The 12,636-nt window shown below is 61.6% G+C and carries 12 protein-coding genes; 7 read left to right on the top strand and 5 right to left on the bottom strand.

The window, feature by feature from the left end:
- Positions 1–9 precede the first annotated feature (9 nt).
- Genes BGK68_RS11080 through BGK68_RS11100 form a run of 5 tightly spaced genes read left to right on the top strand, consistent with a single transcriptional unit; the run spans position 10 to position 4,044 of the window.
- Positions 10–1,164, top strand: coding sequence for an MFS transporter (locus BGK68_RS11080; protein WP_083657783.1), 1,155 nt, complete (start codon positions 10–12; stop codon positions 1,162–1,164).
- The gene (locus BGK68_RS11085; RefSeq protein ID WP_075257142.1) at positions 1,161–1,976 is read left to right on the top strand and encodes a cyclase family protein; all 816 of its coding nucleotides are present in this window, start codon (positions 1,161–1,163) and stop codon (positions 1,974–1,976) included. The genes BGK68_RS11080 and BGK68_RS11085 overlap by 4 nt, the downstream gene beginning before the upstream one ends.
- 23 nt (positions 1,977–1,999) lie before the next feature.
- A complete protein-coding gene (locus tag BGK68_RS11090) occupies positions 2,000–2,581 on the top strand; it encodes a cupin domain-containing protein (protein WP_075257143.1) in 582 nt (193 codons plus the stop codon).
- A 3-nt stretch (positions 2,582–2,584) separates the two neighbouring features.
- The gene (locus BGK68_RS11095; protein ID WP_075257144.1) at positions 2,585–3,568 is read left to right on the top strand and encodes a fumarylacetoacetate hydrolase family protein; all 984 of its coding nucleotides are present in this window, start codon (positions 2,585–2,587) and stop codon (positions 3,566–3,568) included.
- Positions 3,565–4,044, top strand: coding sequence for an NAD-dependent epimerase/dehydratase family protein (locus BGK68_RS11100; protein WP_233149293.1), 480 nt, complete (start codon positions 3,565–3,567; stop codon positions 4,042–4,044). Before BGK68_RS11095 ends, BGK68_RS11100 begins: the two co-directional genes overlap by 4 nt.
- Here the strand turns inward: BGK68_RS11100 and BGK68_RS11105 are convergent.
- On the bottom strand, positions 4,041–4,613 hold the full coding sequence (locus tag BGK68_RS11105) for an MFS transporter (RefSeq protein WP_075257145.1): 573 nt from the start codon (positions 4,611–4,613) through the stop codon (positions 4,041–4,043). The two genes, BGK68_RS11100 and BGK68_RS11105, sit on opposite strands and share 4 nt — an antisense overlap.
- Positions 4,614–5,767: 1,154 nt before the next feature.
- Between BGK68_RS11105 and BGK68_RS11110 the strand changes: the two genes are divergently transcribed.
- Together BGK68_RS11110 and BGK68_RS11115 are read left to right on the top strand one after the other, a co-directional pair.
- Positions 5,768–6,772 (top strand): sensor domain-containing diguanylate cyclase, encoded by a 1,005-nt coding sequence (locus BGK68_RS11110; protein WP_075257146.1) that lies wholly within the window; start codon positions 5,768–5,770, stop codon positions 6,770–6,772.
- A 229-nt stretch (positions 6,773–7,001) separates the two neighbouring features.
- Positions 7,002–7,697 (top strand): PEP-CTERM sorting domain-containing protein, encoded by a 696-nt coding sequence (locus tag BGK68_RS11115; RefSeq protein ID WP_075257147.1) that lies wholly within the window; start codon positions 7,002–7,004, stop codon positions 7,695–7,697.
- Positions 7,698–7,858: 161 nt separating this feature from the next.
- On the opposite strand, the gene BGK68_RS11120 is transcribed toward BGK68_RS11115, so the two are convergent.
- From BGK68_RS11120 to BGK68_RS11135, 4 genes are all read right to left on the bottom strand, one after another.
- On the bottom strand, positions 7,859–8,902 hold the full coding sequence (locus BGK68_RS11120; RefSeq protein ID WP_075257148.1) for an ABC transporter permease: 1,044 nt from the start codon (positions 8,900–8,902) through the stop codon (positions 7,859–7,861).
- Between the two features lie 2 nt (positions 8,903–8,904).
- Positions 8,905–10,467 (bottom strand): sugar ABC transporter ATP-binding protein, encoded by a 1,563-nt coding sequence (locus tag BGK68_RS11125; protein ID WP_198937190.1) that lies wholly within the window; start codon positions 10,465–10,467, stop codon positions 8,905–8,907.
- A gap of 86 nt (positions 10,468–10,553) precedes the next feature.
- Positions 10,554–11,561, bottom strand: coding sequence for a substrate-binding domain-containing protein (locus BGK68_RS11130; protein WP_013233048.1), 1,008 nt, complete (start codon positions 11,559–11,561; stop codon positions 10,554–10,556).
- Between the two features lie 51 nt (positions 11,562–11,612).
- Positions 11,613–12,626: an ABC transporter permease gene (locus tag BGK68_RS11135; protein WP_075257149.1), complete on the bottom strand. Its 1,014-nt coding sequence runs from the start codon at positions 12,624–12,626 to the stop codon at positions 11,613–11,615.
- Between the last annotated feature and the right edge of the window lie 10 nt (positions 12,627–12,636).

The following is a 12,636-nucleotide window of genomic DNA, read 5'->3' on the forward strand; positions in this document are numbered from 1 at the left end:
GGAGACGACATGATCACGAGCTATTCCAAGCGCGGCCTGGCTGCGCTGATGCTGGCGCATTGCGCCGGCATGATTGACCTGGTGGCCCTGCCAGTGTGGGTCGGCACGCTGGTGGCGCATTACCATTTCGATGCGCGCCAGGCCGGCCTGCTGGCCTCGCTCTTTCTCGGTGGCGCTGTGCTGGCCAGCGCCATGCTGGCGCCGCGCTTCGATCCCGAGACGGCGCGCTGGAAGGCCGCCATCGGCTTCGCCCTGTCGGCGCTCTTGTTCACCGTGGCGGCGCAGACCCATCACTACCTCCTGCTGGCCCTGTTGCATACCGTGTGCGGCATCACGACCGGGCTGTCCCTGAGCGTCACGCATGGCACCATCGCCCGTGGCAGCAATCCGCATCGCGGCTTTGCCCTGGTCGGTATCGCGCTGGGCGTCTTCGCCATCCTGTTTCTGGGCAGTGCGCCGCCGCTGGTCGCTCACCTTGGTGGCAGCACGCTGTTCTACCTCTTTGCCGGCGTGATGGCGGTGGGCGCGCTGGCCAGCGCCTTGGCCTTTCCGCGTGCCGAGACCGATGGCCTGCCGCGCGTGTCCATCGTGCGTCAACCGGTGCCGCGTCAGGTCTGGTACGGCATCGCCGGGATCGCCTGCATGGGGCTGGTGCAGTCGATGACCTTCAGCTTCCTCGAACGCGTCGGCAGTGATCGCGGCTTCGGCCTGCAAGCCGTCACCGGCGTGCTCATCGCCCTGGGTTTCGTCAATCTCCTGCCCGCACCGCTGGCGGCCCTGCTGGAAAAGCGCCTGCCGGCCCGCAGCGTGCTCATGGCCGGCCCGCTGGTGCAGGCGCTGCTGGTGCTGGTGATCATGTCCTCGGCGCGCTTCGCACCCTATGCCGCCGCCGCGTCGGTATTTGCCGCCGTGATGATCTTCACGCATACCTTTGCCTTCGGCCTCATGGCCCGGCTGGACCGCAGTGGCCGCGCCATGGCCGCCACGCCCGCCATGCTGATGACCGGCGCGGCCATCGGCCCCATCCTCGGCGGCACGCTGGTGCAGGGCTGGGGCTATGGCAGCCTGGGACCGGTGGCGCTGACGCTGGGCCTGACGGCATCGTTCTGTTTCTCGCGGCTGCCGCGTGGTGCCGCCGTTCAACCTCAGGAGGCCCTGGCATGACCGCATCCTTGCAAGCACGTCGCCGGCATCGCTTCGTCGACTTGTCCATCTATCTCGAAAACGACGTGCTCTCCGACCCGCCGCCACTGGCGCCCAAGATCACCTACCAGAAGCACGCCGACACCTTGCCCGAATTCATGGCCATGCTGCCCGGCACCCAGCCCGAAGACTATCCCGACGGCGAAGCCGCCGCCGCTGAATGGGTCACCCTGACCACGCACAACGGCACCCATCTCGATGCGCCCTGGCATTTCCATTCCACCCAGGACGCCAGGAATGGCGGCGCACGCCCCTCCATCACCATCGATGAAGTCCCGCTGGAGTGGTGCTTCCAGCCCGGCGTGAAACTGGACTTCCGCCACTTCCCCGATGGCTACGTCGCCACTGCCGCCGACGTGGAAGCCGAATTGAAGCGCATCGGCCATGTCCTGGAGCCACTCGATATCGTCGTGGTCAACACCCGCGCCGGCTCCCGCTATGGTCACCGCGACTATCTCGGCGCCGGTTGCGGCATGGGTTATGAAGCGACCATGTACCTGCTCCAACGCGGCGTACGCCTGACCGGCACTGACGCATGGAGCTGGGACGCCCCCTTTTCCTATACCGCCCAGCGCGTGGCCGAGACCGGCAACAAGGCCCTGATCTGGGAAGGCCACAAGGCCGGCCGCGACATCGGCTACTGCCACCTGGAGAAACTGCACAACCTCGAAGCCCTGCCAGCGCATGGCTTCATGATCAGCTGCTTCCCGCACAAGATCCGCGGCGCCAGCGCCGGATGGACGCGCGCCGTGGCGATCTTCGACGCCGCCTGAACCTGCTTGCCACTGGAGTCATCATGAGCTTTCCCCCCATCCATCGCGTGGTCACCGGCCACGACGCCCAAGGCCGTTCCATCGTCAGCAGCAACGGGCCGCTGCCGACCGTCGTGGAAATCGCCGCCATCCCCGGCACCGTGTTCCATGAAGTCTGGAGTACCTCCAGCACGCCAGCGCAGGTGGACAACGGCGCTGATCCCACCGTGGGAGCACTGGTGCTGTCTCCGCCCCCCCACGGCACGCGCATGCGCTTCGTCGATATCCCGCCCGATACCGACGAGTTCCTCGCCCATGCCCATCACAAGATGCAGGATGCCTTTACACAGATCGGCGAAGCCCAGGCCTCCACGGTGCAGGCCGACTCACCCCATCCGCTGATGCACCGCACCGAGTCGGTGGACTATGGCATCGTCATCGAAGGCGAGATGACCCTGGTGCTCGACCAGGGCGAAGTCGCGCTCAAGCCGGGCAGCGTGGTGGTACAGCGCGGCACCAACCACGCCTGGGCCAATCGCTCGGGCCGGCCCTGCCGCATGCTCTTCATCCTGGTCGATGGCCGTTATGAGGCCGACATCGCCGCCCAACTGCGCAAGGAGGGCTGAGCCATGAAACTGGCCACGCTCCCCGATGGCAGCCTGGATGGCGCCTTGCTGCTGGTCTCGCGCGACCAGCGCCAGGCCGAGCCCGTGCCGCAGATCGCCGCCAGCCTGCTGGACGCCGTGCAACGTTGGGACCAGGTGCGGCCCTTGCTGCAAGAACGTTACGACGCCCTCAACCAGGGCGGTCTCACTGAGACCATCGCATTCGACCCGCGCCAATGCATCGCCCCGCTGCCACGCAGCCCGCAATGGCTGGATGCCTCGGCCTTTCTCAATCATGGGCGGCTGATGGAAGAGGCCTTCAAGACACCACCGATCCCGCATTTCGACACCGTGCCCGTGATGTACCAGGGCGCCAGCGATGATTTCCTCGGCCCCTATCAGGACGTGGCGCTGCCCTCGGAAGAAGATGGCATCGACTTCGAAGGCGAATTCGGTGTGATCGTCGGCCCCGTCCCTATGGGCGTGCAGGCCAGCCAGGCCTTGCAGGCAGTGCGTCTGCTGGTGCAGATCAATGACTGGAGCTTGCGCGCGCTGGGGCCGCATGAGATGAAGACCGGCTTCGGCTTCCTGCAGGCCAAGCCTTCCACCGCCTTCGCTCCCATGGCCGTCACCCCCGACGAGCTCGGCCCCGCCTGGCGCGACGGCCGCGTGCAGATGCGCCTGCAGGTGCAGTGGAACGGCCAGCCGTTTGGCCATCCGCACGGCGGCGAGATGAATTTTTCCTTTGGCGAACTGATCGCCCACGCCGCCCGCAGTCGCCGGCTCACCGCTGGCACCGTGATCGGTTCGGGCACGGTGTCGAACCAGTCGCGTGCGGCAGGATCGGCCTGCATCGCCGAACGCCGCGTCATCGAAAAGATCGACCACGGCGACATCCGCACCGGCTTCATGCGCTTTGGCGACGAGGTCAGCATGCAGGCCTGCTTTGACGATGGCCGCACCGGACCCTTTGGCCTGCTGCAACAACGCGTGGTGCCAGCACGATGAAGATCCTCGTCACCGGCGCAGGGGGCTTCATCGGCGCCACCCTGGTTGCACTGCTGCGGCAGCGCGCTCAGGCAGGCGGGCGGCGCATCAGCAGCCTGGCCGTACTGGACCGGCAACTGGGCGAGACTGCGCCAGAGATGGTGCGCATCGAAGGCAATCTGCAAGATGCGCAGGTGCAAGCACAGATCGTCGCCTTCGGCGCTGACCTGTGCTTTCATCTGGCCGCGCTGCCCGGCGGCGCCGCCGAGGCCGATCCCGCGCTGAGCCGGCGCGTGAACCTGGACGCCACGCTGGACCTGTTCGAACTGCTGGCCCGGCGCGACCCGGCCACACCGCCCCCAGTGGTGGTCTACGCCAGCACCATCGCCGTCTATGGCCTGGACCTGCCCGATCCGGTGACCCCGGCCACACCGACCCGCCCCGCATTGATTTATGGCGCGCACAAGCTGGCCTGCGAAATCCTCCTGGCCGACTAGACGATTGCGCGGGGGGAGAAATGTGAATGCATTGAATGAATAAGAAAAGGGCAGTTCCCGAGGCTGCGGTCATCATAAAAAGATGGCGCCACGAAAAAAAAATCTTGAATCACGCCACCCAAAAACTGACCGCCACCCAACGCCAGAACAAATGTAAATGACAGCAGTGACATTCTTTTGGCCAAATCTGCAGCGCTTGCAGTGTCCGCGATCAATATTCTTCCCAGCACGGCCATGCCACCGGCTCCTACTCCTTGTATCGCACGGGCTGCCAAAAAAACGGATGGAGTTGCAGCGTTGGCTGCAACTCCCGCTGCCATGGAGAACAGAAGCAAGGCGGTCACAACTGCCACTCTACGACCGCAACGATCTGCTAATACCCCCCATACCAATAGGGGGGCCGCACAGCCCGCGAAAAAGACGACGAGCGAGAGTGAGGCTATAGCCTCAGTAAGGCCAATGTCGTTGCCAATCTGTGGGAGCACGGGAAGACACAATGTCGAGCCCAATTGAGCAAGAAACACTAGCGTGCAGCTCAGTACGGTAGTTCCATTGCGTGGATTGTTCATGTCTTCACGAAGCTGAAAATTAATTCCGCTGAGTCTGGATCCGTCAGAGGACTTAATTTGCTAAATCGGCAGGGTGCCGGACGCTACCGCCGTATAAAGTGACGAGGCAGGATTATCCCCTGAGCATATTTTTCATAGTGGACCAAACTCACACATTCCTCACATTTGTGGCTTTACTAGCAAAAAATTGAGCCACTCAAGTTAACCTACCTTCCTTTTCCTTCTAAGGCACAGAAGCCTTGATGCCGGGTAGCCGCAGAAGGACTTACATCCGGTGACGACAAAATTTGTCTCAGATCATATTCGTTGAACGAAATGCTTGAAAACAGATAATCAACTCGCTAGCATTGATTTGACCTATCAATAACATTCGGGGAGTTATTGTCAGGTTGTGAACAAGGGGGGCTTTGTTCACCCACCGTCTCACTGAATCTGCGACGCTATCTAGCCTACGGCATGATGCGGATTCAGTGAGACGGTGTCGTTTTGGAGCTGAGAAAAACTCATCAATCATCTTGGCTCCGCAGTGTTGCCCAATAAGTGAAGGGCGCTAAATTGTTATGCTGGCAGCAGCGTGTCCATGCGTTTGTTGATCGCTAATTCGTTATCCTGAAATCCCAGGCAGTGCCTGTGCGGATCTTGAATTGGGGTCATGTCATTCACTACAAGAAAAATGGCACAAGCACCAGCAAGGTCAGTAGTCCGGCGGCGCTAAAGGAGGGGGAATGCGTAACGTCTACACGACTCATACGGGGCCGCTCGCGCGAGGTGAGCAGGCTTGCCTTTCAGGCACAGGGGAGTGCCTCCCACACGATCTCGAGCGCTGGCGCCTGCGCCTTGTGAGTTCCTGTGTGTATCGCCGGTTGCCAACGCATCTGGCGAGCTCATCGATCACGAAACTGTCTCGGTTGGAGAAGGGGAGAATTGCCCTCTCCATGGGAAGTGCGAGCAGCATTTCATTCAAGATCGTCTGATTCTCCAATCCCGATTTCGCCGTAAATAGCTTCTCGTGTCAGCTCCGTTGCATATCGAGAAGACTTGGCGCTGCCTAGAGCTATCTAAGCTCTAAGCGATTCAGAAATTATTAGTCCGACCGATTGCAGCTGAGCTGTTCATGAAACGAGTTCTAACTAAATAAAGGATTGGAGCGATGCATGAAGAGGGATCTCGAAGAAAGACATCGTCAATCGCAGGCCGAAAAATCCGTAGGACGTCAGTTTCCCAGACTGCTCCGAGCCACCCTGGACTCTCTCGATAGCCAGATTGCATTGATAGACCGTACTGGGGTGATCCATTACGTCAACAAGACATGGTGTGAATTCGGGATCGAGAATGGCATACCTGCTGGCTACAGCTGGATTGGCATCAATTATCTCGCCGTATGCCGTTCGGCAGGCAACAGTGGCGATGGTGATGGTCGAAAAGTTTATGACGGCATCCGATCAGTTGTCGAGTCTGGTGCACCGTTCTTCCAGTACGCATATCCATGCCATAGCCCCAATGAGCAACGCTGGTTCATGATGCGCATAGCCCCAGTGCTGGAGGCGGAAGATTTCTTCGTCATTTCTCACGTCGTCATTACAGGACGTAAATTGGCTGAACAGCGCGTTGAGCGTCTGAATGAAAAACTTGCGCAGCTGGCCGTCACGGATAAATTGACCGGCTTGGCCAACAGGATGAAGCTGGATGAAGTGCTTGATAACGAAATAAATCGTGCTGATCGATATGAAAAAAATTTATCGCTGATACTGCTGGATATTGATCACTTCAAGGAAGTGAATGACAATTTTGGGCATGCGACGGGCGACGCTGTTCTGGTTGGTATCGCGGAGATCTTGAGGCGTAACGTGCGGTCCTCAGACCTGGTAGGTCGTTGGGGCGGGGAGGAGTTTCTGCTCATCTTGCCGGAATGCGACATAGAGGATGCCTCGCGCATGGCCGAAAAACTAAGATTACTGATAGAGAAATATAACTTCGTCCCTGTCGGTAGGCGCACATGCAGCTTTGGCGTTGCGGCCTATCAAGCCGGACATGACCGTACTACGCTTCTGACCTTGGCTGACTTGGCACTCTATCGAGCAAAAAATAGCGGGCGCAATCGCGTTGAGATCGCCGCTGGCCTCGAATCAGCAGCCAGTAAAAGAGATTGCAGAATCTAGACGTGGCAATCAAAAACAAAGATGCATGGTGCAGAAATCTACGTTGCCCCTGCTGCTGGCATGCGCATCAAGCTTTTTTGACAGTGCGCATAACGGTGTGTCGAGGTCGTTGACAGACAAGATCGAGCGAAAAAGATAAGCCCTTGTTTCTGCGGACATTGTTGTGCTGGCACTCGATTTGCTAAATGGACTGCGTCACTTCGACTCATCTTTTTCAGGAGATACGCAGATGTCCATCCAACGACTTTCCCTCAGGTTCAGCCTGGCCGCTACCCTCATGGCGGCCGCCCTTGCACCAGCGCATGCCGCTGTCATCGACACCACATTCATCGACACCACCTCACTCTGGGACGGAAAAAACATTGTCTATCCCTTCGGCGGCAGCGGTTCCACCACGACCTACGGTGAAACCTTCTCGGCTCCCGGTGGAGCGCTCAAGAACTTCACGTTCTTTATCAATACCTTCGGCAAGAGCATTGCCGCCAGCGCCCGGATCTATGCATGGAGCGATCAGCAGCAAGGCGGATCGGCGCTGGGCCAGGCGCTGTTCAGTCAGGCCGTCACGCTCAACAGCAATAGCCTGCAGTCTTTCACCTTCAATGCAGGCAGCCTGGCGCTGAGCAAGAATGCTTCTTACGTGGCCCTGCTGACCGTGACGGATAACAGCCAGCCCGGCAACTCACAGTGGGGGATGCTCTCGCGTCGCTCCGGACGGCCTTATGACGGCAAGTTTGTTTTCTATAACAATAATGGCGATGCCACCCTTCTCACCAACTCGAAATGGGATGGTCTGGATTGGTCCAATTCGCTGGCCTGGAAAGCCAGCTTTACCGACGTCCCGGAACCGGCCAGTCTTGCCTTGCTGGGGATGGGGCTGTTCGGATTGATGGCAAGCCGTCGCAAGAACAAGTCCGCCCAGGCCTGAACAGTGCAGGTGTGAATAAGGCAGAAGTGGCCGGTTGGTCCGGCCATTTCTGTTTTTTTTGCGTGTGCTGCGCGACTCTGCATGGCGTTCTTCTTCATCGTCTTTCATGCCACGGACGAAAGGCAGATCGGACTATTGTTTCCATCCTGCGGCGCCAGACCCTACTTCTCCCTGCGCAACGCAAACACCGCCCCCGCCAGCACAATGAATGCTCCGATGATGGCCTTCTGCCAGGTACTGGGCACACCCGCCAGGATCAGCACATTATTGATCAGCGTCACCAGCAACACCCCCAGGAGCGTCCCCACCACGCTGCCATGTCCACCGGTAATGCGCGCCCCGCCCAGCACAACGGCGGCGATCACGTCCAGTTCGCTGCCGACCAGGTCGAAAGGATTGGCCAGGCGCGTGCTGGATACATGCACGATCCCCGCCAGTCCCGACAGGAAGCCCGCATAGCCAAACACGAACAGATGCACCGAGCGCAGCTTGTAGCCCAGGCGCTCGGCAATGGCCAGGCTGCCGCCGACGGCGTAGACGGCGCGGCCCATGAGGGTGCGGTTGAGCAGCCACCAGGTCAGCACGCTGGCCAGCACCAAGACCAGCACGGTGGCCGGCAGCACGGCATGCAGGCCGTTGGCGGTGTCATGCCGGGCCAGCGCCAGCTTGCCGAAGCTGTCCATGGCATGGGGGATGTTCATGAAGAAGACCGTGCCCACGAAGGTCAGCAGGATGCCGCGATAGAGATACTGCGTGCCAATGGTGACGATCAGCGAAGGCGCCTTGAGCCAGTCCACCAGCAAGCCATTGAGCACACCGAGCCCGGTGCCGCCGACCGCGCCGGCCAGCAGGATGACGGCGATGTGCGTCTCAGGGAACCAGGTCATCACCACCTTGGTGATGGAATACATGGTCAGCGCGGCAATGGCGGCAAAGGAAACATCGATGCCGCCGGCGGCCAGCACGATCATCACGCCCAGGGCGAACAGGCCCAGCGTGGTGCAGGCGCGGACGATGTCGAACAGCACGGCCAGCTGGAAGAAGGCGGGGTTGATCAAGGCCACCGTCAGCACCACCAGCACGATGAGCAGCAGGGTGAAGGCGGAGGGATTTTTCTTGAGCAGGGCGGCCAGGCTGGGGCGGCGCTGGACAGGTGCGTCGGCGCTGGCGTCGGCGGCCTGGCGGGTGAGGGTGCTTGCATCCATGACTAAGTTTCCTGACTTTGCTCGGAGACCAGATCGTGGAACAGCTCGCTCTCGGCGAGTCCTTCCACGGCATAGCGGCGCACGATGCGGCCGCGTTTCATCAACAGCAGGTTGTCGCAGTTCTGCAGCAGCTCGGGCAGGTCGTCGCTGATGAGGATGACGCCCAGGCCGCGCTGCGCCAGGTCCTGGATGATGCGGTAGATGATGTCCTTGGAGCCCACGTCCACGCCCACCGTCGGCCCATGCAGGATCAGCACGCGCGGGTTGATGGCCAGCCAGCGGCCGATCAGCACGCGCTGCTGGTTGCCGCCGGACAGCGATTGCACAGGCCGGTCTACATCGGGCGTGGCGATCTGCAATTGCCGCACCGTGTCGGTGGAAAAGCGCTGGCAGGCGGCGGCGTCCAGCGCGCCGAACTTGCCGCGCAGCTTGCGCAGGATGGTGGTGACGATGTTGTCGCGGATCGACTTGTCCAGGAACAGGCCTTCGCTGATGCGGTCTTCGGGGACGTAGCCGATCCCATGGGTGATGGCGTCGCCGGGATTGCGCAGCGACAGCGGCTGGCCTTCCAGCGTGATCTGGCCTGCACGGGCGGGTTCTACGCCGGCCAGCGCCAGGGCCAGTTCGTTGCGGCCTGAATCCAGCAGTCCGGTAATGCCCAGAATCTCACCCTGGCGCAGTGCGAAGCTGACATCCTCGAAAGCGCCATGGCGGCTCAGGGAGCGCACTTCCATGAGCGGCTTGTGCAGTTGCGCGTCGACGCGGTAGCGTTCCTGGCTCAGTTGCTTGCCGGTCATGAGCTGGCCCAGCTGGGCCTTGGTGAATTGCTGGATCGGGCCTTGCGCGACCTTCTCGCCATCGCGGAAGACGATGGCCTGGCCGCCGATGGCAAAGCACTCATCGAGCTTGTGGCTCACGAAGAGCACAGCCACGCCATTGGCGCGCAGGCCGTTGATGACCTTGACTAAGGCATCGACTTCCTTTTGCGTGAGCGAGGTGGTGGGTTCGTCCATGATGACCATGCGCGCGCTGGTGGCGATGGCGCGCGCAATGGCGATCAGCTGGCGGGTGGCGATGGGCAGTTCGTCCACGCGGGTGTCGAGGAAGTCGGCATCGGCGGGAAGATTGACGGCGCGCAGCGCCCGCGCGGCGGTCTGGTTCAGGGCGTGGCGGTCGAACAGGCGCGCCAGCCGGCCGTGGTGATGCACCAACTGTTCGCTCAGGGCGACGTTCTCGGCCACGCTCATGTTGGGCAGCAGGGAGAGATCCTGATAGACCGTCTCGATGCCCAGCGATAGCGAGGCCAGCGGGGTGAGCTCGGCCACGCGCTGGCCCTGGATGTAGATTTCGCCTTCGCTGGGCGGCTGCGCGCCGGCGATGATCTTGATGAGGGTGCTCTTGCCGCAGCCGTTCTCGCCCAGCAGGTGATAGATCTCGCCGGCGTGGATGGTGAGATCGACGCCGCGCAGGGCGTGCACGCCCGCAAAGCGCTTGTGTATCCCTTGCAGGCGCAGGAATTCCTGGGCGGGCGCGGCAGAGACGCTAGAGGTGGTTTGACTGGTCATAGTGAAACGCGATGACGGAGGACATCCGCGGGCGTGACGGCAACTCGGCGCACGACGGATGTCCGGTGGGTCTGATCAGGCCGCGATCAGAACGCGTACTGCTTGTAGTTCTTCTTGTCCACTTCCACCCAGGCCTGACCGGTAACGATCACGCCCACGCCCGGGCCCTTCTTGACGGTGACCTTGTTGTAGCCGGGAATGCCCAGGTCCATGCCGTCGGTGATCTTCTTGCCCTGCACCAGCATCATGGCGGCCTTGTTCATGGCCAGGCCGGCATCCTTGGGGTCCCAGAAGGCGATGCCGCCCACTGCACCCGATTCCAGGAACTTGGCGGCTTCACTGGGCAGGCCGGTGCCATAGACGCAGACCTTGCCTTGCAGGCCGGCCTCTTCCACGGCGCGGCCGATGCCCAGCACATCCAGCGACGAAGAACCCTGGAAGCCCTTGATGTCGGGGTGCTTGCGCAGGATTTCCTTGGCCTTGGCATAGGCCTTCTCGGCGTCGTTGGCCGATTCGTTCTTGGCGTCCACCAGGGTCATCTTGGGATACTTCTTGGCGGCATTGGCGGCGCCGCCATCGGCCCATTGCACCTGCGACTGGCTGCCCAGCGAACCGACCAGCGACGACCACTTGCCGGCCTGGCCCATGCAGGCCGCCAGCCGGTCGTTCAGGCGCGCGCCGTAGGCGGTGTTGTCGAAGGCTTCGATATCGACCAGGGTGTTCTTCTGGTTGTCGGCTTCATGGGTGACCACCTTGATGCCGCGATCCAGGGCGCGCTTCAAGACCGGTTCCAGCGTGGGCGGGTCCATCGAGACCACGGCGATGGCGTCCACCTTCTTGGCCACCAGGTCTTCCACCAGGCGTTGCTGCTGGGCCGCGTCCGATTGCGCCGGGCCGATCTGGCGGGTCGTCACGCCGGGATTGGCGGCGGCGAATTCCTTGACGCCCACTTCCATGCGGTTGAACCAGCTGATGCCGGTGATCTTGACCACGGTGACGATATCGATGGGTTTGTTCTGCGCCTGAAGGGCGCTGGCAAAGCCGACGGCGGCCAGGGCCGATACCAGTACGCAAGCCGATTTCTTGTTCATCATGTCTCCAGTTTCCCCACTGAGTTGGATGGATCTTGACAGGCGGGGTGCTGTTCAAGACTTGCGCAGTTGCGCCTTCGAATTCGGGAAGAAGTCACGCCAGCTGACCCGCGCCGAGGCCAGGAAGCACAGCAGCAGCAGGCCCCAGGCGCAGTCGCGGAAGAAGTTGGAGATCTCCAGCAGGTTGAAGGTGGACGACAGCAGTTGCAGCGCCAGCGCCGAGAAGAACAGGCAGACCATGCGTCCGTAGCCACCCTGCGGACGCACTCCCGCCATCACGGCGATGAGGATGGCGATCAACAGGTAGGAGTTGCCGTAGTCGGCCTTCACGCTGGCCGTGCGGGCGGCGATGATGACGCCGGCCACCGAGGCCAGCACGCCGCTGATGACATAGGTGGCAAAGCGCAGGCGGTTCTGCGAGATGCCGGCATAGCGGGCCGCGCGCGCATTGGTGCCGAGCAGGTAGAGCTTGATGCCGAAGAGGCTGTAGCGCATCAGCCAGCCCACCAGCAACAGCAGCGCCACGAAGATGATGAAGGGGATGGGCACGCCCAGCACCGATTCATTGCCGATGGCCGAGATCGGATCGACCACGCTGATGCGCAGGCTCGAGCCATTGGTCAGCACCACGGCCAGTCCGGTGAAGATCATCTGCGTACCCAGGGTGCAGAGGATGGGGGTGAGATTGCCACGCGAGATCAGCCAGCCATTGAGCGCGCCGCCCAAGACGCCAGTCACCAGCGCCACGGCGACGAAGCCTAGCGTATAGGTCCAGGGCGCGGCGTCGGGGGCGGCCACCAGAAGCGGCATGGCGGCCGCCGCCACCACGCCGGCCAGGTTGGCCAGGCCGATGCCGGAGAGGTCGATGCCGCCATTGCCGGAGATCATCGCCAGCGCCACGCCGATGGCCAGCAGGCCCAGTTCGGGCAACTGGCTGGCCATGGACTGGAAGTTGTAGATGTCCAGGAAGTCGCCATGCGAAAACACGGTCGCCACCAGCAGGATCGCTACGTTGATGACCAGCAGGAACAGCAGTTGCGGGTCGGAGATCTTCAGTTTCATCGTCATTTCACCTTGC

The organism is Herbaspirillum camelliae (genome assembly GCF_001929405.1).
GTDB classification, from domain to species: domain Bacteria; phylum Pseudomonadota; class Gammaproteobacteria; order Burkholderiales; family Burkholderiaceae_D; genus Herbaspirillum; species Herbaspirillum seropedicae.